The sequence below is a fragment of the Corynebacterium ulceribovis DSM 45146 genome (assembly GCF_000372445.1).
GTDB classification, from domain to species: Bacteria; Actinomycetota; Actinomycetes; order Mycobacteriales; family Mycobacteriaceae; genus Corynebacterium; species Corynebacterium ulceribovis.
In genome coordinates, this window is the sequence record NZ_AQUY01000001.1 from 1,066,432 (window position 1) to 1,089,840 (window position 23,409).

The following is a 23,409-nucleotide window of genomic DNA, read 5'->3' on the forward strand; positions in this document are numbered from 1 at the left end:
AGGCCACAATGAACGCCACACTCGCAGCCCTAGAAAAAGCCCGCTACACCCCCCACACCAAATCCCGCGTCTTCATCGAGTCGCTCAAGGCGCAGTGGTGCAGCATCCCAAAAGTGGAGCAGGCGCAAATGCTCGCCAGCCTCGACTGGTCGAACGGCGTCACCCGCGCTCACCTGAAAAAATACGGCAGCGGCCGCAAATCGCACCCAGACCTAGACCAGGATATCACCGGCGAAACACTGCTGGACATCTGGGAGGAAGCCCGCCAGTGGATGAAAGACAACATGGACATGGAGGCGCTGCAGATGCACGCCCGCAAGTCCTGGGAATGGTAAAACCCCACCGTCACCAGTGGGGTTAAGCCCCGCAGCGCGGGGAAAGTAGGGCCTCCAACAACTAGGACGGCTCACCCCCGCAACGCGGGGAAGATGCTCCAAGCGCATCTAAAGCCATAGTACACGAAAGGACGGGCTGTGCAATTCAGAATCATCGACCAGGATGGTCGCGAGTGCTGGACTTCAAAGCAATGTGCAGAGTTTATCGACGTCGCGCTAGGCACTTGGCAAGCCTATGTGTCGCGCGGGCGCGCCCCGGAATCTGCCGGCACCATTGACCGCATGCGCTTGTGGCGTGCCGATGATGTCCGGACGTGGGATGCGTCGCGTCCTGGTCCACCGGGCGCACGCCGCTAAGATGCGCTAAGTTCACACTTGCCAGCACCCCCCCCTGCTGGCACTCCCCCAATAAAAAAAGAGCCCCGCGCCGGGCCACTGAGGACACCGTGCGCGGGGCATGGGGCATGGGGTTTCACAATTCACTGCGGATAGATTCGGGCGGATTCGCGGACAAGCTGTCAATGGGATATTTTCTGCGCCACTCCCGAATATGGTCAATCGCGGCGTAGAAACCGCTGCGCCACTTGTCCACCTCCGCGCGCAGCTCCCGAACATCTTCCTCCAGGGCATCAATCCGCAGCTCCAATTTCTCGGTGAAGGCAATCCAGTTCGGGGCGGTCGCCTTCGCCTCCTCCGCCTGCAATTGTCCACGGGCTGATGTGCGTGCTGCGAGCCACGCGAATGCACCGGTCACGAGGGCGACGATAGCGCCGCCTAAGATGTTCTCCATCACAATTCGGTGACCTCCCGATTCTGCCGTGCGAGCCCCCAGAAAATGAGTGCCACAATGGTGAAATACGACAGCGCACTCACCCACGCGCGACCCTGATAGAGCACCCAGTTCATGGCGAAGCTCATCATCCACGCGGCATGGAGCACCATGACCAGCCCCCACGCGGTAGACCTCAGGCGGCGCTTCGGAATAGCGACGAAGCACAAAAGACCGATGGCGAGCCACGCGAAGCCGATGACAGGCATCTCAATAAAGTGCTCCAGCCAGTGGCTAGGCGCCCGCGTCGGCTCTTTCAAAGGCGGGAAATAGGAGACGCCCTTAAGGGCAGTGGCGAAGCCGACGGCAGCAAGCCCGAAGCTCATGGAGCCGAGCACCCTCTGGCTACGCGTGGCCTCAATCATTCGTCGAATCCAGGTCGTAGGCAGGCAGGTCTGCAGCTGCTGGCTCCGTCTCCTGCGGCGCTGGAATGTCGATGATGCTGACCGCCGCCTCCCGCTCAGCAGCGCGGCCCTGCTCAATCCCGGTAGCCAGGGCGGCGTCCACATCTGCGGCGGTGGTCGGGTCGTCAGAGCCGCGATTAGTCTTTTTCGCCGCGACTGTCAGCGCGATCGTCGCCGCGAGTGGTGCGATGATGTCAATGAGCTTTTCACCGATGGCTAGCCAGCTGTCTGCCTGCGCCCCGGTGATGACGCCAATGGCGGTCAGCACTGCCATGATGGCGGCGATGACGGCATAGGCGGCACGGCGGTATTGGGTTGCTTTTTCGGCGTTCACTTTAGGCCCTCTTTCAGGTCGTCAATCTTTTTGGTCAGTGCAGCGATGTCGGCGCGACATGCTGCCACGCCGTCGACTAGTGACAGGTTCTGACCTTTCGCGTTCTTTCCGAGCTGCAGCCATCCTTTGCCGCCTGGCCCTCGGAGCTGCGTCCAGATTTCTTTGAGCAGGTTCATGGCGTGTGGTGTCCAATCTATGGTTGTTGTTTTTGCCTTGTGTGCTGCGACTATGCCGTGCGCGTATGCGTAGCTGCGCGGCGGAATCAGCGATGCGGTTTGGTCAAATGTGACCCAGCTGCCGAATGGCGCGAAGCCCGAGTCTGCCCACCACACATGGCGGGTGCCATTGCTGTCGACGGCGTAGCCCATGAGCGCGACGTAGTGCCGCACGAAGCCGCCGCTGTAGCGCAGGTTTTGCGTCGACGTGTAGGAGGCGCGCGGGTAGTTGTTGACTGGTGCCCAGATGTTCGCGGCGATGCCGACCCCCGCGTCAATGGACTGCGTGAGGTGCTCCCATAGCAAATCCTTTTGGGCCTTGGATGGTGGGTCGTTTGGCATGTCCACCACTGTCCACCCCGCGCCAGGCATCCGCTGATTCAGCACGCGGGCAATCTGGCCGACGCCGTTGGTGCCGTTGATGGTGGTGCCCATCTCGCTAGCCAGCGTCGACTCCGGCACCACTTTTCCGGTGCGTGCCGCCATGAGCATCTGCCCGGTGGCGGGGCCGCACCAATAGGATGTGTCTTGTTTGACGATGGCGCGCGGGTAGTCGAGCCGTTTTTCTATCTTTGCCACTGCCCCTCCTGGGAGTAGTCGTGTGCCCAGCGTGAGGGCGCGGTTGTAGCGGGCGCGCCGGTCACTGAGGCCGTTCAGCCCACCGTTAATGGCGCGGGTGCAGCCCTCCAGGTCGCCGCGCTCAGCCATGGCCATGAAGCCCGGCCGCGCGGCGGTGAGGTACCAGGCGGGGCCAATCCAGCAATACTGGTCACTGCCTAATGCTTTTGGGTTGCGGACGAAATAGTCCGCCACGGGCACGATGCCGCGCTGATGTGCCCACTTCGACACCGCCGTGTGATTGTGCCGCCCGGTGATTTGAATCCAGCCGTGGCCTTTGAAGCGGCGGCCATCGCCGGGCTGAGTGTTGCCCAGGTCGGCGCGCCATTCATAGGCGCTACCGTCGGCAATCTCCTCTTGGTATTTCAGCCCTACCGACTCGTGACCGAGCTGCGCGGCGACCATGGCGCACTTGCGCACGGTGTCCGCCCCGATGATGCGCAGCATCTTTTCATAGGCTGGCAGGAGCTCCTTGTAGCGCGCGAGCGACAGGCTGCCGCCCATCGCCTCGGATAGGGTGCGTGCGTCCATTTGCCCCCCTTTCTGTGGGTATGAGAAAAGCCACCTCGGTGTGAGGTGGCTATTTTTCGATTGTGACAGTGCCAGCAGCAGGGCCGTCGAGCTTCCCCACGGCCTGGCCGGTGACCGCAGAAGCTCGTCGGCGCTCCCATCCTGCGGCGATCTGTGCGGACAGGTCCATGCGTGTCTCCTATGTGGTGGTGAACGTGAACGTGACGCCCCAGTCATTTGGGGAGATGTCCGACCCTGCGGCGATCACTGTGCCCGGGGCGACGGTCCGCATCGCTGCGGTCACCGGCCGGTTGCATGTCACGTCTTCGCTCAGGCGGACGTGGCGCTCGGAAAAGTGCACAATCAGGTCAGTCGCCCCTGATTGAGTGCCCGAGGTCCACAAATTGTTCGGCGAGGCGTAGTGGGTGCGGATGGATAGGGTGCGTTGAGTCGGCCAAATCTTTTTCCCGCCGACGTACACGGCTTTCACCGGCGTCGAGCCGACGTACACCTGCTTCACCGGCGAATTGCCGACATTCAAGTCCACATCATCACCCCGTGACCAGGTAGACGGTTTCAGCATCTGGCTCCCCAGGCAGAGCAGATACCACCACAATCTTCGGTGTGCGCCCTTCCAGGCTGACCAACTGCGATTTATCCGCCTTCCCCTCCATCGAGGACTGGATAGCGGCCCGCTGAGCATCTACATATTTCCGCGTCGCGGCATCATCATCCGCAGCCGGTGCCCCCACCTTCACCTGACCACCAGACGTGCGCTTGACCAAAGACCCACTGGTCACCGACTCGGAGACAAGCTGCTTGTCCATCTTCCCAGCCAGACCCTCTTCCAGCTGGGTAACCGTCGCCTTGTCTGCAATCATCGACTGCACCGTCTGCGATGTCGGCAGGCTATCGACCTTGTCCAGCTGGGTCTGCACGTTGATGTGCAGCTGCGCTTTCGTCCAGCCACCCTCCGGCGCACCAGTCTGCGCCTGCTCCGCTGACGCGGCAGCCTGGCGTGCTGACTCTGCAGCCGCACCCGCCTGACTGCCTGCAGTCGTCGCATGCCGCTCCGCATCAGTACGGGCAGCCTCCGCACGTCCAGCGTCCACATCAGCCCGCTCCGCGAGGGTGCGCACATCAATGAGCGCCTGGTCACTGGCTTGCCGCGCCACATCAGCCGCAGTAGCCGACTGCGCTGCAGCACCAGCAGACACACCAGCCCGCTCTGCTTGCTCCGCTGCTGCACCCCGGTGCGCTTCCGCATCGGTGGCGGTCTGCTTCGCCTCCTTCGCTGCATTCGCCGCATCACCAGCAAAGTCCTTCGCCTGCAGCACAGACATGTCGATCTTCGCCTGCCCAGTGACAAAGGCAGCGTCGACCCCGGCTTGTGCGTCCGAGGCCGCAGCGCCAGCCGCAGCCTGCGCACTATCCCGCGCCTGCGTTGCAAGCTCGGCCGCCGCCTCGGTAGCGCGCCGGTCAGCACTGACAAGCCCCTGGTCGGTGGCCACCTGCTCAGCCGCCGCCTCAGCCGCCTGGCGCGCCTCCAGCACCGCCTCAGCACTGCCCACACGGTCAGCTGACTCGGCCGCCTGCCGAGCAGACTCCGCAGCCTCCGACGCTGCAGCCTGAGCACGCCCCACCACCGGCGGAGACCACTCAAACGAGGCATCAATCAACTCGTGAAACTCCACAGGCCCAGACTCCGGCACATCCAGCCGAAACTCTTCCACCGTCGTGCCGGACATGACAATGAATTTCGCCGGGCCTGGATCCAAATCCGGTGTCGTGAACTTCCCCTTCACAATTGGGATGTCCCGCCACGAGTCTGTCACCAGACCCGCGCGCCGCACCCCAGGCCGCGACGTCGTTGCTGCAGCCCGCAGCACACCATCACCCCGCACGCCACAAATATCGGACACATCACCATGAATGACCGTCATTGCTTCCTCCCTTCAGAAGGCATAAAAAATGCACCCCGTAGGGTGCTAAGTGATTGGCTCTGGCTCTGGCTCTGGCTCTGGAGGAACTTCTGTCGTGTCGTCGATGACATTGCCACGACCGCCAGCGACAGTGCGGTTCTGGTGCTGAACCCATACGAAAGTTCTGTCATCCCCGCCACCGACTGACCCTCCCGCATTCATCCTGGCCCAAAGCTCGACGCGATATCCGGGCTGGTCGACGACGACGTCGCGCGACATGACCGCAGTGCCAGTGGTGTCGACAGTCGCCGACCACTTGACCTTCGAAAACGGTGTCCCCATTGGCGAGAAGATGCGCAATTCAGCATTCGAACCCCTAGTAAGAAGCCCTCCCGCAAAAAGCGTGGCCTGGCCGTGAATATTCCACACGCCAGCCTCGTCAAGCACCCACCCGCCATCAACTAGCCGACACCCCTGGTGCGGGCCAATGGTGCGCCCCATCGAAACCTTTGTCCACGTCCCGCCGATCGACACTGCCGCAGGAAGCGACGCGCAGCCGCGGTTAAAAAAGACCTCATATTCGCCGAGCTTTGTGTTCAGCAGGTCGGTGCGGTCATTGAGGGCGGTTTGGCCGTCCAGCCACTCCTTGACCGCCGCCGCTATCTGCTTTTGCGCAGACTCAGCCTTAGCGTCAATCGCAGCCAGACCCTCACCCGCTGTCGCGCCGACGCCATCCATGTCAGTAATGAAGCCCTGGTAACGACCAGATACATCGTCTGTGGGTGGTGGGGCCCAGCCAGACTGTGCCCCTTTTGGAAAAATGGCCACGTCAATCCCCCCTCATCTCAGCGAGCTTCGCTGCCTGCACTTCGCGCATCTGCACAATCAAATCCTCCAGCTCCGCCGGGCTGAGGTCGTCCGTCGACGTCGGCACCGCCACTGGCTCTGGCTGATACCGATTCGCCTCCCACGGAATCCACTCGCCAGGTGAGTCAGGCGACCCGTCCCCGCCGAGGGGGTCATACTTTGCCCCCGTCCCCACACGGAAGGTCGACTCATACAGCCCCGGGGTCGCGAAGGTGCCTGAAAGGCGGCCGTTGTGCTTGAGCAGTCGGATGCCTGGCGGCAAGTGACCGCCGATGTGGCGCACCGCCGTGACATCTCCATCCCCTACGCGCACATCCAAGATGTCGCCTACGTCGACCGACTCAAACCCAGCAGGCACAATCTGCTGCGACACCGCATAGCGGAATGCGACATCAACCGGCTCTTTCTCCTGAAACCGCACGCCGACCACATCAAAAAGATGGCGACACAGCACATTGATAACTCGCACATCTAGCCCAAATCCGAGAAACAAAAAAGCCAGAGGATGTGCATCCTCTGGCACCTGAAATGGGTATATCTTCATCGACCCTCCTTTAGGATGTGACATATGTGGACCATCGATTCAAGACGCCCATAACGCGCTCATAATTCAGCGCAAAGACCTGGTCCGGGTTAGCCAGCGACGCCAGGTCGCCAAGCTTGACATGCCACGACATCGGCTTTCCGGGCTCTGAGACCCACGTCAGCTCAGCGACATAGGCAGCCCACACCGCACCCCACGCAGCGACGCCCACCGTGTCGCCCAGATGGAAGTCACGGCCAGGGGCGTAGGGGTGTACATCCTCAACTAAAAACTCGATGGCTAAACCGCCCTCGGTCTCCTGCTTTGCCTGCCACGCTTTTTGCAGCGACTCCAAGGTGTTCGCCTGCCCCGCCTTGGAGAGCGACACGTACCCACTGCGGCCGTGATAGTGCCGGCGCACCTTGTCGGTGAATTCATTGAGGTTGAGGAACCGGTTTGCTGACATTTTTGCCAGCAGCTCACCGCCGCCCTTAATAATCTCGGCCAAGCCAGGTCCGATGAATGGAATCGATGCAACGAGAGCCGCGACGGCAGACTTAATGCCCACCTCGATAATGTCGTTGACAATCTTCGGCGACTGACCTCCGACAAGAAACCTAGAGTCAGTGGACTTCTTGACGTGGATAGTCGGAGCATCATCAAAATCAAAGACAACCCACGGGTCGCGCCCATCGTAGTTTTTGACCGCCGCGTCCTTGAACGCCATCACTGACGAAATATTGTCATCCGAGTTGATGACCCGGTCAATATGCCCGATCGCCTGCCCAATCATGGTGCGAGCGCCGGTCACCACGGACCGCGGAACGAAGTTCAGCACAACCGTGGGCAGATTTAATGTTGCGTGACTCGGGAACGGCTGCCGGTCGCCAGGCAGCCACAGGTCAGCGAGCGGCATGACACCAGCGGCATCCCATGTCGGCTTCATCAAATCCCACGCGTTATCCCACCTCGCCTCAACGACCGTCCACTCCGACCGCATCCCCGATTTGATTGGGGAAACAATGATGGGGTGCATATCCGGCTGGAATGCCGACCAGCGCTCGACGGCCTCATAGTCGCCAGTCCATGACGCTGACGAACGCAGAAGAGACGGCTGGAAGTAACCAAGCAAGTTTCGCCCCAAAAGCTTTCGAGAGACATGCTCAGCCTCACCTGACTGAATGTCAGAAAATTGCAGCTGCACCACCTTTGAACGGTTGGACGGATTCGCCCAGCACGGCAAATGCTTCATGTGCTCGACCAAGTCAACGCCGCGAATCGTCAGCTGCCGAGGATATTCATCCCCGCCCTCGGCGACCAGCTCGGTCACCTTATAGCACCGCCGACGCTCCCCCAGGCGCTCGACGACAATATTGATGCCGGAGTGGAACAGGTCATCGAGCTTTTCCGGATTATTGAGCGTCGTTAAGTCCAGTCCTAGCAGGTAGGAGATGACAGGATTCTGTACCCCCGGGGACACCTCACCAGGAATCACCATCTCCATGCTGCCCGTGTCGCCAAACTGCTGGGTCCAGGTCGCGCTAATCCAGTCCTCGACATCCATCACAAAGTCGTAATTCCTGTCGAGAATCCACACACCCTGGCCGCGCACCTTCAAAACACTCTGGCGGTGTTTTCGAAACGCTAGCCAATCAGTAGCCACCACTCACCACCTCCATGGGGACGTGTATCGCGATGAGACCTCTAGAGTCGCGCCGGGTCCGACCTTCCAGCGTGTGACGCTATTCGGCTCAATCTCGACTCCGAAGACTGTGCCACGCAGCTGAGACCACAGCTCAGATACCGTCTGCCCGTCGGAGTCAGTCACATGCCCCATCAGTCCACGGTCAAGATTGACGGTCATCACGCCGCCGTTGGGGTGTGATGGCAGCTGTACCGTGCGGCCATCGGGCAGCGTCATTGATGACGTGCTGGCCGAATCCCACCGCACTTTCACTAGTGGCGGCAAGTCGCCATCCGATGGCACCTCGGCATCGCCGGTGAATTCTTTAACCTGCCCACGCCACGCCCCGTCGAGGCTGCGCCACTCCACCCTCTCTTCCACAAGAGATTCCATAGACACATCAGACGTGACATCGCTGAAGCCACGAAGCGCTACTGAGGTGGAGAACATCTCCCCCTCCGGGGAGATGACCTGGAGAACGCCCGGATTGCTGTGGCTCCACCCGCGTCGCCACTGTCGCCACACCGTGGATAGCGGCTTGCCCATCCCGCGCACGACCACATCTAGCGCACCGTCAAAAGGTGGATATTTTTGACCCACCACGCGGGCGCCAAATCGGTTTACCGTCTCCTGCTCTGTCAGCACTACAGTTGCGTCTCCGCCAGCCCATCCATTTTCTGCAAGAAAAACTGGAGAACGCTCAAGCTCAGACTCTCGCCTTGAATGCAGCAGCCACAGCAGGCCGTGCGTGTCATGGTAAATGATTTTGTGCCCATCATGCGCGATAGAACTGCTGCCCACCGCACTGCTGGTCGCCGGGAATCGAACCGGAGCCACCATCACAGAACACCTCCTCGGGTTGAGGCTGCAGCAACAAGTTTGCGGCCCTTCAGCTTCTCAATGTCGGTTTCATTAATCTCCACACGCCCCTCAATGGCATTAACCTGCTTGCGCAGCACCTCCTCGCCGTCGAGGTTGACAACCAGAGTCACGCCACCCTGTCGCGCGCCGTCCTTCTTGATGTCCTGCCACTGATTGTGGCTAAAGACTGGCTCCGGCTTGTCGCTCAAGTTCACAGCGAACTCGCCCGGCTTCAGCCAGCCGCCCTGGTCGTAAACTCGCGTGCTGTTCAGCAGCTTTTCCGCAGCGGACATCTGCTTGCCGTAGCGGTCAGGGAATGCGGACACCTGGACCTTCTGCGCAGCTGCGCCGGGGTCCATCGACTTGTAATCGAAACTCTTGAGCTTGTTAAAGAACATGCCCGCCGAGTCGAACGGAGTCATGCGCTCCTTGACCGTGCCCCACGCTCCGTTATCGCGCTGCTGGAACAGGCCAACGCTGTCGTGGTCGGAACCGATGGCGTCATGGCGGAACTTCAGCGACTCCGGAACACGCCGGTTAGCCCACATTTTCAGCGGGTTACCAGACTCCACCAGCGCAGTGGCGATGCCAATCTTCGCCGCCAGCTCATCCAGCCCCATCGACTTAGCCTTGCGGGCAATCTCGCGGGCAAAGAACTCCGGACCCCACTTCGGAAGGTCGACGTTCTCGGTCGCTGCAATCTTCAGCTGCGGGTCGCGCGGGTCGACACTGCCAGACTTCAGTGCCGCGTCCTGAATCTCGTTCGCGTGTTTCTCGGCGACATTGGTCTTAGGCTGCTCCACCACCTTGGTTGTGATAATGGAATCGCCAGACGGGAACAGGTCGCTACCCTTGGTGGTCAGCAGCTTCTCTGTCAGTGAGCCGCTCAATCCGAGGATTTCGAACATCCCACCCGCCACCACGTCAAGAATCGAGCGATTGCCCAGCCAATTGGCTGCAGTGCGGCCAGCCGCCTCTTCTGGCGACAGCTTGACCAGCTCCTTGGTCGACTCGCCAGAGGTCGACACTGCCACGGCGCCACTATCATCAATGCCCGTTATGAGGGTCGCATCAGCGCCGGTCGCCGCCATTTTCGTCATCGACGTGTCGATAGGAATTTCCGGCTTGACAGTCTTGTAGAAAAACTCGTTGTAGTACGAGTCCCACGCGCCAGCCGCACGGCCACCAATTTGACCGTTGCCGCGAGCGCCACCCATCTCGAAGTTGGTGCCATCGGGCAGAGTGCCCGAGGTGTGACCACCCGCCGGGCCGCCGTTTCGCATTCCGATGCGCAGGTCGCCAGCCTTACCCTTGCCACGCTTGAAGCCGTGGCTCGACATCCATGCAGCTTGAGAGCCCGTGGCAAAATGTCGGCCAGACGTATTAATCCCAGCCGCCAGGGCGGCGACCTTGCCCACAGTATACGAACAATCCCCCCACGCATTTGGGTCACGCGGGAAGTTCTCATACGTCCAGCCCTCAAGAGAGCCAGAAGCCTTTTGACCGCTAACGCGCCCTCCGCGCACGAACTTGTCAAAATCACCTGCCGTTACGCCGCCGTCAGCAAAGTATGCCGTCGACTTCGGAGCGACCGATGCCAGGCTAGGCGCGCTGATAGGCAGGCCGCCCTTGTCTAGCAACGTCAACCCAAACATTTCCGCCGTTTTCGCCAGAATCTGCGTGCTGCGTCGGCGCTTCGACTTCGCATGTGGGATATAGGACTCGCCTTGCGTTTCAGGCTCAGCCCACACGCGCCACTCGCCGCCGCGAGCAATCTGCGCGACGTGGTTCTCGCCACCATTGGCGAAGAACTTCACCGCGCCGTCAGCCATGACGGAGCCGTCAGCATTACCGACGCCTGGAATGATCGAACCAATGTCGTTAAAGACGCCGGTAATCTTGTCTCGAATGCCGCCAATCCAGTCCGACACGCTCGACCAGGCCGACTTCATGCCGTTCCATAGTCCGTTGATGATGTTCTTGCCGGCACCTTTGAGCCACTCGCCAGCATTGGAAAAGGCGCTCTTGACTTTGCCGGGCAGCTCATTCAGGTAGGAGATGACCTTATTAATCATCTCGCGCACCTTGGATGTGACGCCGCTGTACCACTCCTGCGCCTTCTGCTTCGCAATCGAAACGACTCGCGATAGCGGCGCCGACACCTTTCCTGGAAGCTCGGTGATTTTTGCGACCACAAGAGTGACCATCGCCGTCGTCTTCTCGATGAAAGTGTTCTTCCACTCCTCGACCTTGGCCACGACATCGGTGACCATCTCGACGATTTTCGCCTTGATGGCCTCTACGCCGTCGTGGAACTTGGTCTTCGCCGAATCCCACATGCCGCCGAAACGCGCCAGGGCGTCAGTGGCCCATGTCGAGATGTTCTCGGTCACCTTGCCGAACGTGTCGGAAATGATGGACTTGATTTTGTCCATACCGCCAGACACAATGCCGCCGATATCCGACCAGCGGCCGGTAAAAATCGCCTTGACCACCTCAAATGCGGTGCCGAAGTAGGTTTTCACAACCTCAATCGCACCGCTGACGATGGCCTTAATATTCTCCATCGCCGTAGTGAAGGTAGACTTCCACGGCTCGATGATTGGCTCCAGGAAGTTGGTGAGCGGCTCCAGCTTTTCCTTGAACTTGTCTTTGAGCTCCCCGGCCTTGTCGGTCAAGAAGCTAGACGCCCTGCCCCACTTCTCCTTGGTCGAGTCTGTAAAGCCAGACCACTTTTCCTTGGCGTCGTCGGTGAAGTTGGCCCACTTTTCCTTGGCCTTATCAACGCCCTTAGAAAAGCCCTCCTTGAGCCAGTCCATCGACCAGAAAGACTTGAAGCTTTCCCAGGCCGACTTCAAGTCGTCGGTCAGGCCGTTCCACCACTCCTTGATGGATTCAACCCCTTCGCCGAACGCTTCCTTGAAGTCGTCCCAGCCTTTCTTGAGCTTGTGGGTGAACTTCTCCCAGATGCGCTTGCCAGTCTCCGTCTGGGTGAAAAAGTAGACCAGGCCAGCGACAACAGCAGCGATGGCAATGCCGAGCAGCACGAACTGGTTGGCAGCAGTGACAACGTTCAGCGCGGCCTGCGCGGCGGCCTGCAGCTTCGTGACAACCGTCAGCGACTTGAAAGCCTTAATGATGCCGCCAGCCGCGACAATCTTCTGCTGCAACGCCAGCGCCGCATAGCCGCCAGCTAGAATCCCGACCGAAACAGCAAGCGGCTCGATAACGTCCCGGTTGTCCTTGATGAAGCCAGCCAGCTTGTCGAACTTCTCGCCGACGTCCTTGACGATATCGACAGCCTTCTCTAGCGCCGGCACCATAGCGTCGAACACTTTCGTCGCGATAGGCTCCAGCGCCAGCAGCGCCTGCTGCTTCACCAACTGCCACTGCTCGGCAAAGTCTGCCGTCTCTTCGGCTATGCCGACGATGGTGTCATCGGTCGCGCCGATGGAGTCCAGGAAGTCGTCGTAGGCGAACGCGCCAGACTCGACCGCAGCGACGAATCCTGCGCCACCCTTGGCGCCAAAGAGCTTGTTCGCCAAGTCGATGGCTTCCATGTTCTTGCCGGACTTAGACAGCTTGTCAATCTCGACAATCGTCCCCCAGAGCGCCTTTTGCGGGTCTTCGCCAGACTTAGCGAACTCTCCCAGCGCCTTAGTTATGGAGCCGAGGGTTTTCTCCGAGTCCAGACCGGCCTTGTCGAGCGCGCCCAGCAGACCTGCCGACTCATCCAGCCCAAATCCGAACTTCTGCAGCGCCGGGCCGGACTTCGACAAGTTGTCAGTCAGCTCAGTGATGGTGCGGCCGGTTGCCTGCGAAATGCGGAAGAGGTTATCCAGAGCTTCCGGCGCTTGCTCAGCTTCAACGCCGAACTGCTGGAACGCACCGGCGACGGTATTGATATCCGCATCGATTCCCATGTTCTGCAGCTGCAAAAACTGCTCCGTCAGAGCTTCCAACGGCTCGCCGGTGTAGCCCAGGCGGGTGTTCAGGTCGGCAAGTGTCGAGCCAATCTGCGCTAAGCCGCCATCCATGGCCGGCACGTTATTAGCCAGCTTCTGTGCCGACTCGGAAAGCTCATCGAACGCGGCGCCAGACGCACCCGTTCCGACACGAATCGTGTCGTACATGTCGTCAAAGCCTGCGCCGATGTCGTACAGCCCCTTGAGGGCCGCGCCAGCTGCAGCGCCAATAGCCGCGATTCCGACAGCGAACTTGTCGAAAGACAGGCCAGCCTCGTCAGACTTATCGCCAGCATCGCCAACAGCGTCGCCAAGCTCGGAAGTCGACTCGGTAGCGCCGTCAGTCGCCTTAGCTAGCTCGTCCTGGCGCTGCGCCAGAGACTCCGACGCGCGAGCCGACTCGGTCATAGCCTTTTCGACGCCGCGCTCTGCCTTCTCGACACTCATTGCAGCGGTCTCGACACCGGCGCGCTTCTTCAGAACGTCAGCCTCGGCCTTAGCTAGCTGCTCGGCGGTCGCGCCGCCACTGCTGCGCAGCGTCTCCAGCTTCGATTCGGCAGCTTCGAGCTGCTTAGACGCGGCAGCGGCCTTACCCTGCTGAATTGATAGCCTACCCTGCGCGTCATGCAGCTCTTCGGAAGATTTGGTGACACGGTACTGCGCCTTTTCGACAGCCTGCAGCGCCTTATCGGAGCCGGTAGACATGCCCTTCTGCATGGCGGCGCCAGCCTGCTTGGCAGCCTTTTCCGCCGGGGCGACCAGCTTAGACTTTAACTCCGAGTTGATGCCAGAAAGCGACACCGTCACCGGCAAAATTGCCGCGCCTCCGCTCGCCATGCCTACCTCCCGATAGCGTTGAACCTCCGCGCCTTAGCGCGGGCAATCTCCATAATTTTTTGACGCTCAATCGCGTCACGGCGGCGCTCTAACTCCGTCCATCGCGGGTGCGAGCGCTGCGCAGATAGCTCCCACAGATCAAGCAGCAAAGAGCCAATCTCACTGATGGGCACACGGCCGCTAATCGCCGACTGAAACGCAGACTCCGGCGGCAAATGCGTCACCAGAACGAACAATCTGCGCAACGTAAAACGCGACGCGCCGCCATGGGGGCGGAACACGTCGCGATAGTCCTGCGAGTAATACCGCTGCAGGTCGGCCTCTATCTCGTCCTCATGGTCAAAAATGAGAGCGAGTAGCCCTATTTTTTTTCGATATCTCGGTGCTCGGCCCATGCGGTAATTGCGTCGCCAAGCTCTCCAGAAGTCGCGCCAGCAAGAATGAGCTTCTCCACCTGGTCCTGGCCGAGCAGCGCCTCAATCGCTGCCAGTGCGTACTTTTCCGGGTATTTCGACGCCATCATCAGCGCAGCTGGTGTCGCACCCTCGCGAAAACGGTCTTCAACCTCAATCCCTTCGCCGTTCACCTCGACGGTGAACTTTGGGAATTCGGTTTCGTCAGCCGATTCTGCGGCCACCTCCTTAACGACTTCGGAGGTGGTCTTTACGTCTTCCAGCTCTTCGCTAGCTGGGTTCTTCTTCGTGGTCATGGCGGGTCCTTTCAGGCATAAGTGAAGTTTGTACTGGCGGGTCTTTGGATAGGGCTAGGGGCGACCCGCCAGGAACTCCCCTAGCCCATTCACCTACTAAACTTCTGGGTCGGTAGGTGTGTCGCCGGTCTCATCCGGAACGTCATCACCGTTAGCGTCAACAGCCGCCCCAAAACGAATAACCTCAGGCATCTCAGCCACCTGGTCGCCGCCCTGCAGACGCAGGTAGTCATACAAGCCGCCCTTATCGTCCTTGCGCACGTCAGCCTGGAACGTCGTCACGGTCGCACCGTCATCGTTGCGGTCGCGTGCGCCAGCTGGGTAAATCAGCGCCTTACGTCGAGAAACGTCAATCCAGACGTCACCGAAACTGTTGGTGGTCTTGAATGCGATGAACTGCTCCGCTGGGTTTTCCGGGGTGACCAGAACGCCAGCTTCGTCGCGCTTGAACTCGGAGCCTGGCCACATGAAGCCAAAGGTCACCTCGTTCTCTTCCAGAGCGTCGAAAGTGCGGGAGTCCTTGTTGAACTTGTTGTTCATCAGCTGGAGGACGCCGCCGAAGGACTTGATTTCAGTGCGGTCAACTTCCGGCTCTTGGCCGATGGCAGAGCCCTCGTTTAGAAGGCCGACGAACTTCCACACCTCTGGGTCGAAGCTGCCGTCCATGCCTACCTTCGGGTCAGCATCGTCGGAAATGTAAACCTCGGCATTCTTCCAAATGTCGATGTAGCGGGCGCGCTCAGTTTCGAGCGTCTGGTCTTTAATTGGGCTAGACATAGCTACCTTTCATGTTTGGTTGATTCGGCCACGACCGTGACCGCGGCTACCCAGCCCTTAGTGGCTGCGTCTCGCGCGCACACCAAGCCAGGGCCGGGGGATATGCGAAAACCTCGCACATTGGCGGGGTTCAGAAGCCAGGCATCAATCTGCGTGGCCATGTTTCTGACTGTCGGCTCGTGCCGCGCATACACGGCAACTCGGACGTTCTCTGTCGATGTGGCGCGGCCGTGGTGGGGCGTGCCGTCTCCGGTCACCGTCACTGCAGCCACGCCACTGTCTGCTGTCCAGCCGTCAGGAAGTTCAGAGCGAACAGCCTGGCCGTTCGCCATCACTTCCCGAAGCTGAGCGCGGATAGCCTTTGGCGCGTCGCGCTGAATGAAGTGGCTAGTTAGCATAGCGTCGCACGTCCAATCCGGCTGCAGCAGCCGCGCGGGTCAGCGAACCGCGCTTAGCCTGCGTAGCCATCGCCTTCGGGTGCGCCATGACAACCATGGCCACTGGGCGGCCGTTGCGGTCCAGCTTGTCGTGCACGTTCACTGGAATGTCCGGCTCGTTGATGTTGCCGGCCACCTTGCGACCTGCGGCGGCAACCTCCGGAGCGAGCTGCTGAAGCAAGCCCTTGTACCACTCGTCAGGCAGGTCAAGCTGCATAGCCATCAGCCCTCGCCCCTCACACAGTCGAACACCATGCTTGGCCGGTGTGAACGCAGCGCAGGACGCCGGTTCTTCGACCAGTCCCACGCCGTCAGGCGCACCTGGTAGCGCTCGCCGCGCACCGTCACGTCGTCGCCGTCCTCCACCTGCGTTCCAGCTGGTGCCCACACGCGCAGCACGTCGATGGTGCCCTGCTTGTCCTCGTCAGACATCTCTGACATGGCTAGCGGCTGCACCGTCTTCACCGCGACTGTGCGGTCGGCAGCGCCAGGCAGTGGGTTGCCATCGTCGTCGACGCCAGCAGCCTTGCCGTGAATGATGATGCTCTCCATCACGCACCACCTGGCCGCTCGGAAAACTCGGCACCAAACCAGCGCTCGCGCGAACCGAACGGGATAACCCGCCCACCGCGTCCGCGTGGCCTTGTCCAGCCGTGGAGCCCAAGCAACTCCAGCACGGCGTCGTCGATGCCAACGCCGCCCCAGTGGAATCCAATCCCCTGGGAAAAAGTGATGGAGTCAGACTCTTGACCCGTCGTCGATGCGACCGACATGCGGCCAACGTTCTCACCGACAAGCACCGCCTGCGACACCATGATGCGCACCGCCTGGCGCACAGCCATCGGCAGCCACGGCACATGCTGCAGCTCGGCAGCAAAGTCGCGGCCACGGCGGGCGAACTCCAGGGTGATGAGCTCTAGCGACTGACTGATGAGCGCGCTCATTCGCTCGCGCTCTTCGTCGAGCAGAGGGCGCGGAAAGACGCTCTCCACGTCAGATGCGGTGACCTCCATACCCTCCCCTCTCCGGCCGCTAGTCGGCCTGAACAGTCTTCGTGATGAAGCCCATAATCTCGTTGCGCTTGGTCAGTCCGGTCAGCTTGATGCCATTGGACCGCGCATACTCTTTCCAGATGGCAACCGGGGCGGTCTTGGCAGGCAGTGGGCCGTAGGCCGTGCTCACCTGCTCCGGCTCCGGTTCCTTCTCCGGCTCTGGCTCTGGTTTGCCCGCTTCCGGTTCAGGTGCCGGTCCTGGCTCCGACTCTTCAGCGATAAGACTGCGCTCAAGCAGAGCCTTAGCGTCCGCGTCAGACACGTCGAGCACAGTTCCAGACGGATGAACCTGACGGGAGCCAAGTGGAAAGCGAGCTGCCTTCAGTAATGTCACTTTTGGCATTGTGCACCGCCGCCTAAATAGCGCCGACCAGCTTCACAATCGCCTTTGGCGCGCGCACTGCCAGGTGACGGAAGTGGACGTAGTCAGAGCGGAACGCCATGGTCGCACCGCCCAGCTCGGACTGGCCGCGCTCAGAGTACCAGTCGGTGAAGCGCGGGCCACCAATCTGGAAGCGGGTGCCGACCTTGCCGTACTCTTCGCCAGCGAAGACGTAGACGACACCATCGGGTAGCGCCTGGTCTGCGACCAGCTGGAACTGCTCGGCGATGAGCGGCTGGTTGGCGACGTCAGCAAACAGCGGATTCTTCGATGCCATGTCACCGGTGTACATCTTGACGACCTGATCGTTGCGCTTCAGGCCGTTCAAGGTGCGGCGGTTGCCCCACACGAAGCCAGCAGAATAGTTGAACTTGTTGCCGTTCGCGTCTACAGCGCTTGCGAGCAGGTCGTCAGCAGCAAAGAGATCGTCAGCGGCCTTTGCGGCTTCGTCAGTCCACTTGGCGTCGACGGTCAGCTCTTCAATGCCGGCAGCTTCGAGGGCCGCGACAGCGTCGGCGGAGTTGCGACGTCGAATTTCAGCCAGGCGGGAAACCAGCTCGCGCTGAATAACAGTGCCGGATGCAGCGCCAATATTGCGCTGCTCCCACGATACGCGCAGACCCAAGGCGAGCTTGCTGAGCTCGGCAGTCTTTCGCGGGCCACGGCTAGGGTCGCCAACCGGAATCTCGCCGAATTCAGCCACCTGCTGAACGGCCTCGTCAAGCGCTGGGGCGACATCCAGATTATAGGCAACAGCCATGCTGTCCACATCCTCTGGCGAGAAAAGCAGGTCGTAGGCCTGGGTGCCGATGAGCTGCTCTGCGGCAGCAGCTTCAAGCAGCTCCGAAGAGGTCAGGATGTCGCTGACAGTCAGGTCAGCGAGCGAGTCAAAAACAGAGTTTTCAACAGACATAGGTTTGCCTCCTAGGCGGTTGCGGCCACAGGAAGGCCGTTGATGATGGTCAGGGTCTTGCCGTCCTCGGTCGGGCAAATTGCGACGCCGACAGTGACGTCGCCGGTGGCGGACACCTTGCCGTCGGCGGCTGCGCACACCTTCGCGCCAGCCTTGATATCGCCGGAGGTTTCGAGCTTCACAGCAGCAGTGCCGTAGTGAACTGCGACAGTCTTAGCGCCGCCGTCGAGTGGGTTCAGTCGGCCGTTCTCGGTGATAACTCCGAGCACTTCGCCGGTTTCGGCTGCGTAGGTGAGCTTGCCGTCCTCGTCCAGCTTGACCAGACGGAACTTGTCGAGGTCCTTAGCAATCTCAAACGAGATAGGACCCTGCGTGAAAGTTGGGTTAGACATTTAAGCGCCTTTCTTGTGGGTGCGATTAGCGCGCGCCTTAGCTAGCAGCTCTTCAACACGCGACTGTGGTTCTCCCGCGTTGCCCATCTCGACAACCGGAATAGTGTTCTTCGGCATGCGACCCCACGACTCGTCGTAAGCGGACGGGTTGCGAGTCAGCGTGTCGAGTGCGACCTGGCGGTTAGCTGCGGCGAAGCGTCCGTCCTTGATGTCCTGGTCCACACGCTCGGCGCGCACCTTGGCTTCGAGTTCGGACTGCGCCTTGCCGAAGTTCGCTGCAATCTCGTTCAAGTAGTCGAAGTGTGCGCGTGGCACCTGCACGATGTCCGCACCTGCAGTTGGTGCTGGCGCGGCCGGCGCTTCTGAATCCTCGGAAGTTGCAGGCTCTTCAGACAGGGAGCGCACAGTCACAGTCAGCGGCACTGCTGCGCCGTTGACCAGAACGGTGAACTCGGCGGTTGCGCCAACCTCTGCGCCAGATGGTGCGGTGATGGTGACCTTGCCGTCGGCGTCGCACTCGGCGGTGAAGCCTTCGGCAATCTCGCCCATCTCGAACTGCAGGCTGGCGGCCAGCGCTGGCGCCGCCAAGTTCTGCGGCTCGCTCGACTGCTCTGCGTCTGGCGCCTGCTCGGCAATGACCGGCTCGACGACAATGCGCTCGGTTGGCACGATGGTCAGCCCCTCCGGGTAGGTCACTTCGACCTCACCAGAGACTTCCACCGCTTCATTGAAAAAGCCGGAAAGCGCATCTCGCACTTCCTCCGGCTTCTTACCCAGCTCCTGGGCAAGCTGATTCAAGACATTCATCTTGTCTCCATTCTGCCCATCGCTGGGCTTCGTTGGTGTTGCTGCCGATTCCGACCGGCTAGCTACAGGCTGCGACGGCGCCGTAGCCCGCGGGGCAATCGTTGGCACGCCACTACCGAACCGGCGGCGCTTCTGGCCGTCGCCACTGGCGAGCACCTGCTGACGCTGCGCAGCGAACGCGGACTTTTCCAGCGTCGCCACCTCGTCAGCTAGGCCAGCCTCGACAGCTTCGTCGGCGCTGTAAGTGGTGTCTTTCTCCATGACGGCTAGCCAGTACTCGCTGGACTGGCCGGACTTCTCGCCATAGATTCCGGCGATGTTCTCGGTAATCTTCGCCAGGTCGTCAGCCACCTCCGACAGCTTCGTTGCGTTTCCGTCGGCGAAAGTCCAGGCGCCGTGCACCATCATCGAGCTATTAGGCGACATGACCACGCGGTCACCGCCGCCTACCGCAATGAAGCTTGCGGCAGATGCGGCCATGCCGTCTACGACGACGGTGACGGTGTCGGCGTGGCGGCGCAGCGCGTTCATGATGGCAATGCCTGCGTAGACGTCGCCGCCGTAAGAGTCGATGCGGACAGTGACGGGTCCGTCGGTGCCGTTCAGCTGCTCGACAACCGCCTTAGGCGTGACATCCCAGCCAATCTCGCCGTAGATAAGAATCTCGGTCATTGTTCAACCTCCTGAACTTCTTCGCCGGACAGTGTGATGCCGGTCTGCTCCTCCGCGTCTTTGAGGTGCTTCTTCGCACGCAGCGCCTCGATGAGCGTGCGCGGCGGTGGGATGCGGAACGTCGAGCGAACCCAGCCCTCAAGCACTGGTTCCTTAGTGAGCACACCTTGCGCGGCTAGCTGCGAAATGTCGCCCGGGGTCAAGTCTTTTTGAACCTGAATGCGGGTAGACGTGACCAGCGGGATAGGTCCGCTGTAATCCGGAAACGCTAGGCGCACTAGGTCTTCGACAATGTGCTGTGACGCCACGTCGGCAATCCATTCGGCGTTGGCCTGCAAGCCTTGAATGAACTCGCCCAGCTGCACATTCGCCAGCGCATAAGAGCCGCCGGAGCCGGTCAAGTTCAGGTGTGTCGCGTTGACACTGATAGCAATCTGATTGGCGTGATACTCCATCGCAGCGCCAATATCCGGCAGCGAGCCGGTCACGCCCTCCACGGGCATGTCAGCGCCAGGCGGCAGCGAGTAGGCGGCAACTTCTCCGGCGGCGTAGGACTCTGCGAGTGCTTGGCCGTGGTCCAGCTCTTCCTGTACATGCGCTCGCTCGGTGAGCTGCGACGCCTTGTATTTTGGAATTCCCATGCCGTTGCGCTGCATGACCATCGAGTTGAGCTTCTGCATCTTCATCAGCTCGACCCAGTTGTCGCGCGCGGCAGCAAACACGCTCACACCTCGCCAACCTGCGTCTAGCGCGCCGTGGCGGTAGACAACTAGCCGGTCAACCGGAATGAACACGTCGCGCGCCTGCGAGCCGCCGAACTGTGTAATGCCTTCAAGGCCGCCGTCAGCGGCAACGTGAATCTTCTTAATCGACAAGTTCGGACGCGGCGCCAGCTTGCGCAGGTGGTTTCGGCCGTCTCCACCGACGTAGTAGACCTGCTCGAAGAATGCGACGCCCATGAAGATAGCGCCAATCGCCATCTCTAGGTGCTCAGCCCACGAGACGCGGTCAGCTCGTCGCGCCACCTGCCCATCTTCGCCCTTGATGGGCAGGCGCAGGTCAGTGCAGACCAGCTCGACGATGTCGGCCGGAGCGCCGTTAGGCTCGATGGACCAGGACGCCTGCATGAGTGGCTTGCGGATAGCATTCTCGACCTGGGCAACCTTGGCGGTCATGCGCATCTCAGCCAGCTCGCGCTGCTGCTGCTCCCAAGTGCGCTTGCCTGCACTTGCCAGCGTTGCACGCCAGCCCGGCGTGACCGCGTGGCCAATCTCGGCGGCGGGTGTTGTATCAGGCATAGAGCTTGCCTCCCCTCATGTGCGTCGTGCTGAACCGTGGCAGCGCCCCGGCTGGGTTGGTTTTCTTCGGCTCGACCTGCTTGGCGACAGAGCCGAACTCGGCTAGGAATTTCGTCAGCGCCCACAGCGCGAACGTGCCGGCAATCAGTCCGGAGACGTTGCCACTGAATCGGTCGACTGCCGGATACTTGCCGTCTTTAGACTTGCGCTCCCTGGCGACAGCCAAGGCGTCAGCCCAACTGTGATGCCCGTCGTGCGTGACAGTGCCATCAGCGACCGCCTGGCGGAACTCTCGGTAGGCGCCAGCGACCCAGCCGCCGTTAAGCTGCACCGGCTCGATGCCAACAGCCAGCAGCCGGTCAACGAGCACTCCCGCAGGCGAATCTTTGTCGAGCGCGACGGCTGCCGGGTCTGGGTTTGCCTTGATGAACTGCGCAATGATGTCGACCGCCTTGTCGGCGTGAAACTCGCCGCTATGTGGGCTGTGCATGAGGTGCACGCCGCGCGAAGTCTGCCCGGCTGCGACGAACGCGACCGAGTCAGCATCCGGCGCCACCTCGACCGCCAGGACGCGGTGGCCAATGTCGACCTGCTCGGCAACCGCTAGCGAGTTCCAGCGGTCAAGAGGAACGATGGGTTCGATATCGTCGACAGCCTTTGTGTCGCCGACGTCGAACCAACGGCCGTAGCCCAGCATCTCCACCTCGAAGCCGACGTCGGTGAGCTTTGAGCGCATGGAGCGCATCTTCTTGTCGTTGACGAGGCTCTTGAACCCGAACGACGGGTTAGCTAGTCGCCAGCACACCGGGTCATCGCGGTCCATGCCGTCAGGCGCGCGGAACTCGGCAAACATCATGCCGTCAGCGTTTCCGCTCAGTGCACGGTGTCGCACGCGCGAGAGCTCTTCACCCTTCGGGTGCTTCGTCTCATTGACCGCCGACGAGCTGTAAAACGTCTGTGGGTCGCCTGCTGCAAGCTGTGTTGGCGCGACCGCGTCGAGCTCGCCGGACTCCAAGTTGTACGCCTCGTCGAGTAGCAGCAGGTCGATGCAGTCGAAGCCGCGACCCATGTCATTCGAGCGAGTCGTGAACTGCAGCTTGCCGCCCTCGGCGGTCTCCATCTCAGCCTCGCCCGCCGACGCGGTGTTGCGCACGATACGTTTTTCAGCCCAGCGCTTGGACTTGATTCGGCGCCACAATCGGTTGCGAATCGACTTCGCCGTGCGCCATTGGTGCGCCGAGAACACAATCTGGTGGCCGAGTACGAAGAGTCGATACAGGATGATGACTTCGAGAATCAAGCTCTTGCCGTTCTGCCGTGGGCAGATAAGCGCCACGTCAGTGTGTAGCCAGCGGTCATCCATGTCAGTTGCCAACGCCAGTAGCACCTGGTCGCGCTGCCACGGCATGAGCGTCACGCCGAATCGCCGGGCAAGCTCGATAGCTTTGTAGCCATGCTCGAAGTTGCCGCCTGCGCGATAGATGAAGTCCTGCGGAGTCTGCCGGCCAGTCAGCCCCGGAAACTCGGCGTCGATGAGGTCTTGAAATTCCGCGTTGTAGTCGCGAGGGTCAGAGGTCTTTAAGCCCGTCTTCTTCGTCGCTGGATACGAAGTCACCTTGCCTCCTTTGAATCTCGGCCAGCAGTTGCCGGAACACTGTGGACAGCTGACGTTGCTCCGACACGGCAGTGTCCAACTTGAGCACGAGTTCACCTTCCCCGGTGAACACGCGCGTCCATACATCCTCGTCGCCACTAGTAATCCGATTCAGGCGGTCTAGACGGTCCTTGGTGCGTGCTGCTTCGATGATTAACGCGCTGGTCGCAGCGTCATCAGTGCCTTGTGCCAGGTCTGCATGTAGCAGCCTGCCGCCGGGGCCGAACTCTTCCGGCATGACGAACTGTGCAGTCGAAGCCATTTCTCCACCCTTCCTGGCACAATTTGGGAGAAGTTCAATAGTTTGAACCCGTAACTTTTGGCACCCTGAAGAAATCGTTGCCTAAGCAGGTCGGACGGGGCACAGGCAACTGCGATGACCTCGAATAATTTGGCCACCCCGTCGATTTTC

General features: G+C 60.8%; 27 protein-coding genes. 2 read left to right on the forward strand and 25 right to left on the reverse strand.

What is annotated here, in order from left to right; translation table 11 throughout:
• Positions 1-8 precede the first annotated feature (8 nt).
• Together A3EC_RS0104945 and A3EC_RS0104950 are read left to right on the forward strand one after the other, a co-directional pair.
• Positions 9-335: a hypothetical protein gene (locus tag A3EC_RS0104945; protein ID WP_018024069.1), complete on the forward strand. Its 327-nt coding sequence runs from the start codon at positions 9-11 to the stop codon at positions 333-335.
• 138 nt (positions 336-473) lie between these two features.
• Positions 474-692 carry a hypothetical protein gene (locus A3EC_RS0104950; RefSeq protein ID WP_018024070.1) on the forward strand — a complete coding sequence of 73 codons (219 nt, stop codon included), beginning with the start codon at positions 474-476 and terminating at the stop codon, positions 690-692.
• Positions 693-807: 115 nt separating this feature from the next.
• On the opposite strand, the gene A3EC_RS0104955 is transcribed toward A3EC_RS0104950, so the two are convergent.
• The 25 genes from A3EC_RS0104955 to A3EC_RS0105075 all read right to left on the reverse strand — a co-directional run bounded on the left by A3EC_RS0104955 (position 808) and on the right by A3EC_RS0105075 (position 23,259).
• A complete protein-coding gene (locus A3EC_RS0104955; RefSeq protein WP_018024071.1) occupies positions 808-1,125 on the reverse strand; it encodes a hypothetical protein in 318 nt (105 codons plus the stop codon).
• Positions 1,125-1,529 (reverse strand): hypothetical protein, encoded by a 405-nt coding sequence (locus A3EC_RS0104960; protein WP_018024072.1) that lies wholly within the window; start codon positions 1,527-1,529, stop codon positions 1,125-1,127. The genes A3EC_RS0104955 and A3EC_RS0104960 overlap by 1 nt, the downstream gene beginning before the upstream one ends.
• Positions 1,522-1,902: a hypothetical protein gene (locus tag A3EC_RS0104965; protein ID WP_018024073.1), complete on the reverse strand. Its 381-nt coding sequence runs from the start codon at positions 1,900-1,902 to the stop codon at positions 1,522-1,524. Before A3EC_RS0104965 ends, A3EC_RS0104960 begins: the two co-directional genes overlap by 8 nt.
• Positions 1,899-3,266 carry a C39 family peptidase gene (locus tag A3EC_RS13170; RefSeq protein ID WP_018024074.1) on the reverse strand — a complete coding sequence of 456 codons (1,368 nt, stop codon included), beginning with the start codon at positions 3,264-3,266 and terminating at the stop codon, positions 1,899-1,901. The genes A3EC_RS0104965 and A3EC_RS13170 overlap by 4 nt, the downstream gene beginning before the upstream one ends.
• A 178-nt stretch (positions 3,267-3,444) precedes the next feature.
• Positions 3,445-3,828 carry a hypothetical protein gene (locus tag A3EC_RS0104975; RefSeq protein ID WP_018024076.1) on the reverse strand — a complete coding sequence of 128 codons (384 nt, stop codon included), beginning with the start codon at positions 3,826-3,828 and terminating at the stop codon, positions 3,445-3,447.
• Entirely contained in the window at positions 3,797-5,188 is a 1,392-nt protein-coding gene (locus tag A3EC_RS0104980) for a hypothetical protein (protein ID WP_018024077.1), read from the reverse strand. The genes A3EC_RS0104975 and A3EC_RS0104980 overlap by 32 nt, the downstream gene beginning before the upstream one ends.
• Positions 5,189-5,233: 45 nt before the next feature.
• On the reverse strand, positions 5,234-5,995 hold the full coding sequence (locus A3EC_RS0104985) for a hypothetical protein (protein WP_018024078.1): 762 nt from the start codon (positions 5,993-5,995) through the stop codon (positions 5,234-5,236).
• A gap of 1 nt (position 5,996) precedes the next feature.
• Positions 5,997-6,578, reverse strand: a complete 582-nt coding sequence (locus tag A3EC_RS0104990; protein WP_018024079.1) for an Ig domain-containing protein — start codon at positions 6,576-6,578, stop codon at positions 5,997-5,999.
• 10 nt (positions 6,579-6,588) lie between these two features.
• Positions 6,589-8,220 carry a Gp37-like protein gene (locus A3EC_RS0104995; RefSeq protein ID WP_156812821.1) on the reverse strand — a complete coding sequence of 544 codons (1,632 nt, stop codon included), beginning with the start codon at positions 8,218-8,220 and terminating at the stop codon, positions 6,589-6,591.
• Positions 8,221-8,223: 3 nt separating this feature from the next.
• A complete protein-coding gene (locus A3EC_RS0105000; protein WP_018024081.1) occupies positions 8,224-9,081 on the reverse strand; it encodes a hypothetical protein in 858 nt (285 codons plus the stop codon).
• A complete protein-coding gene (locus tag A3EC_RS0105005) occupies positions 9,081-13,904 on the reverse strand; it encodes a phage tail tape measure protein (protein ID WP_018024082.1) in 4,824 nt (1,607 codons plus the stop codon). Before A3EC_RS0105005 ends, A3EC_RS0105000 begins: the two co-directional genes overlap by 1 nt.
• 2 nt (positions 13,905-13,906) lie before the next feature.
• Positions 13,907-14,140 (reverse strand): hypothetical protein, encoded by a 234-nt coding sequence (locus tag A3EC_RS12880; protein WP_156812822.1) that lies wholly within the window; start codon positions 14,138-14,140, stop codon positions 13,907-13,909.
• A 125-nt stretch (positions 14,141-14,265) separates the two neighbouring features.
• Positions 14,266-14,613: a hypothetical protein gene (locus A3EC_RS0105015; protein WP_018024084.1), complete on the reverse strand. Its 348-nt coding sequence runs from the start codon at positions 14,611-14,613 to the stop codon at positions 14,266-14,268.
• Positions 14,614-14,709: 96 nt separating this feature from the next.
• A complete protein-coding gene (locus tag A3EC_RS12415; protein WP_018024085.1) occupies positions 14,710-15,390 on the reverse strand; it encodes a hypothetical protein in 681 nt (226 codons plus the stop codon).
• 2 nt (positions 15,391-15,392) lie between these two features.
• Complete coding sequence (locus A3EC_RS0105025) at positions 15,393-15,788, reverse strand: hypothetical protein (RefSeq protein WP_018024086.1); 396 nt, start codon at positions 15,786-15,788, stop codon at positions 15,393-15,395.
• Positions 15,778-16,050, reverse strand: a complete 273-nt coding sequence (locus tag A3EC_RS11400) for a hypothetical protein (protein ID WP_018024087.1) — start codon at positions 16,048-16,050, stop codon at positions 15,778-15,780. The genes A3EC_RS0105025 and A3EC_RS11400 overlap by 11 nt, the downstream gene beginning before the upstream one ends.
• Positions 16,050-16,379, reverse strand: a complete 330-nt coding sequence (locus tag A3EC_RS0105035) for a hypothetical protein (RefSeq protein WP_018024088.1) — start codon at positions 16,377-16,379, stop codon at positions 16,050-16,052. The genes A3EC_RS11400 and A3EC_RS0105035 overlap by 1 nt, the downstream gene beginning before the upstream one ends.
• A complete protein-coding gene (locus A3EC_RS0105040; protein ID WP_018024089.1) occupies positions 16,379-16,840 on the reverse strand; it encodes a Gp19/Gp15/Gp42 family protein in 462 nt (153 codons plus the stop codon). Before A3EC_RS0105040 ends, A3EC_RS0105035 begins: the two co-directional genes overlap by 1 nt.
• Before the next feature lie 19 nt (positions 16,841-16,859).
• The gene (locus A3EC_RS0105045) at positions 16,860-17,213 is read right to left on the reverse strand and encodes a hypothetical protein (RefSeq protein ID WP_156812823.1); all 354 of its coding nucleotides are present in this window, start codon (positions 17,211-17,213) and stop codon (positions 16,860-16,862) included.
• Positions 17,214-17,235: 22 nt separating this feature from the next.
• A complete protein-coding gene (locus A3EC_RS0105050; RefSeq protein WP_018024091.1) occupies positions 17,236-18,174 on the reverse strand; it encodes a hypothetical protein in 939 nt (312 codons plus the stop codon).
• 11 nt (positions 18,175-18,185) lie between these two features.
• Positions 18,186-18,566 (reverse strand): DUF2190 family protein, encoded by a 381-nt coding sequence (locus A3EC_RS11405; protein WP_018024092.1) that lies wholly within the window; start codon positions 18,564-18,566, stop codon positions 18,186-18,188.
• Positions 18,567-20,045 carry a head maturation protease, ClpP-related gene (locus tag A3EC_RS12420; RefSeq protein WP_018024093.1) on the reverse strand — a complete coding sequence of 493 codons (1,479 nt, stop codon included), beginning with the start codon at positions 20,043-20,045 and terminating at the stop codon, positions 18,567-18,569.
• A complete protein-coding gene (locus A3EC_RS11415) occupies positions 20,042-21,343 on the reverse strand; it encodes a phage portal protein family protein (protein WP_018024094.1) in 1,302 nt (433 codons plus the stop codon). Before A3EC_RS11415 ends, A3EC_RS12420 begins: the two co-directional genes overlap by 4 nt.
• Entirely contained in the window at positions 21,336-22,958 is a 1,623-nt protein-coding gene (locus A3EC_RS0105070; RefSeq protein ID WP_018024095.1) for a hypothetical protein, read from the reverse strand. The genes A3EC_RS11415 and A3EC_RS0105070 overlap by 8 nt, the downstream gene beginning before the upstream one ends.
• On the reverse strand, positions 22,912-23,259 hold the full coding sequence (locus tag A3EC_RS0105075; protein WP_018024096.1) for a hypothetical protein: 348 nt from the start codon (positions 23,257-23,259) through the stop codon (positions 22,912-22,914). The genes A3EC_RS0105070 and A3EC_RS0105075 overlap by 47 nt, the downstream gene beginning before the upstream one ends.
• Between the last annotated feature and the right edge of the window lie 150 nt (positions 23,260-23,409).

Coding starts and splice junctions, on each gene's coding strand:
- A3EC_RS0104945 (WP_018024069.1), top strand. CDS start 9: ATGAACGCCACACTCGCAGCCCTAGAAAAAGCCCGCTACACCCCCCAC.
- A3EC_RS0104955 (WP_018024071.1), bottom strand. CDS start 1,125: ATGGAGAACATCTTAGGCGGCGCTATCGTCGCCCTCGTGACCGGTGCA.
- A3EC_RS0104960 (WP_018024072.1), bottom strand. CDS start 1,529: ATGATTGAGGCCACGCGTAGCCAGAGGGTGCTCGGCTCCATGAGCTTC.
- A3EC_RS13170 (WP_018024074.1), bottom strand. CDS start 3,266: ATGGACGCACGCACCCTATCCGAGGCGATGGGCGGCAGCCTGTCGCTC.
- A3EC_RS0104975 (WP_018024076.1), bottom strand. CDS start 3,828: ATGCTGAAACCGTCTACCTGGTCACGGGGTGATGATGTGGACTTGAAT.
- A3EC_RS0104980 (WP_018024077.1), bottom strand. CDS start 5,188: ATGACGGTCATTCATGGTGATGTGTCCGATATTTGTGGCGTGCGGGGT.
- A3EC_RS0104990 (WP_018024079.1), bottom strand. CDS start 6,578: ATGAAGATATACCCATTTCAGGTGCCAGAGGATGCACATCCTCTGGCT.
- A3EC_RS0105000 (WP_018024081.1), bottom strand. CDS start 9,081: ATGGTGGCTCCGGTTCGATTCCCGGCGACCAGCAGTGCGGTGGGCAGC.
- A3EC_RS0105005 (WP_018024082.1), bottom strand. CDS start 13,904: ATGGCGAGCGGAGGCGCGGCAATTTTGCCGGTGACGGTGTCGCTTTCT.
- A3EC_RS0105015 (WP_018024084.1), bottom strand. CDS start 14,613: ATGACCACGAAGAAGAACCCAGCTAGCGAAGAGCTGGAAGACGTAAAG.
- A3EC_RS12415 (WP_018024085.1), bottom strand. CDS start 15,390: ATGTCTAGCCCAATTAAAGACCAGACGCTCGAAACTGAGCGCGCCCGC.
- A3EC_RS0105025 (WP_018024086.1), bottom strand. CDS start 15,788: ATGCTAACTAGCCACTTCATTCAGCGCGACGCGCCAAAGGCTATCCGC.
- A3EC_RS11400 (WP_018024087.1), bottom strand. CDS start 16,050: ATGGCTATGCAGCTTGACCTGCCTGACGAGTGGTACAAGGGCTTGCTT.
- A3EC_RS0105035 (WP_018024088.1), bottom strand. CDS start 16,379: ATGGAGAGCATCATCATTCACGGCAAGGCTGCTGGCGTCGACGACGAT.
- A3EC_RS0105040 (WP_018024089.1), bottom strand. CDS start 16,840: ATGGAGGTCACCGCATCTGACGTGGAGAGCGTCTTTCCGCGCCCTCTG.
- A3EC_RS0105050 (WP_018024091.1), bottom strand. CDS start 18,174: ATGTCTGTTGAAAACTCTGTTTTTGACTCGCTCGCTGACCTGACTGTC.
- A3EC_RS11405 (WP_018024092.1), bottom strand. CDS start 18,566: ATGTCTAACCCAACTTTCACGCAGGGTCCTATCTCGTTTGAGATTGCT.
- A3EC_RS12420 (WP_018024093.1), bottom strand. CDS start 20,045: ATGACCGAGATTCTTATCTACGGCGAGATTGGCTGGGATGTCACGCCT.
- A3EC_RS11415 (WP_018024094.1), bottom strand. CDS start 21,343: ATGCCTGATACAACACCCGCCGCCGAGATTGGCCACGCGGTCACGCCG.
- A3EC_RS0105075 (WP_018024096.1), bottom strand. CDS start 23,259: ATGGCTTCGACTGCACAGTTCGTCATGCCGGAAGAGTTCGGCCCCGGC.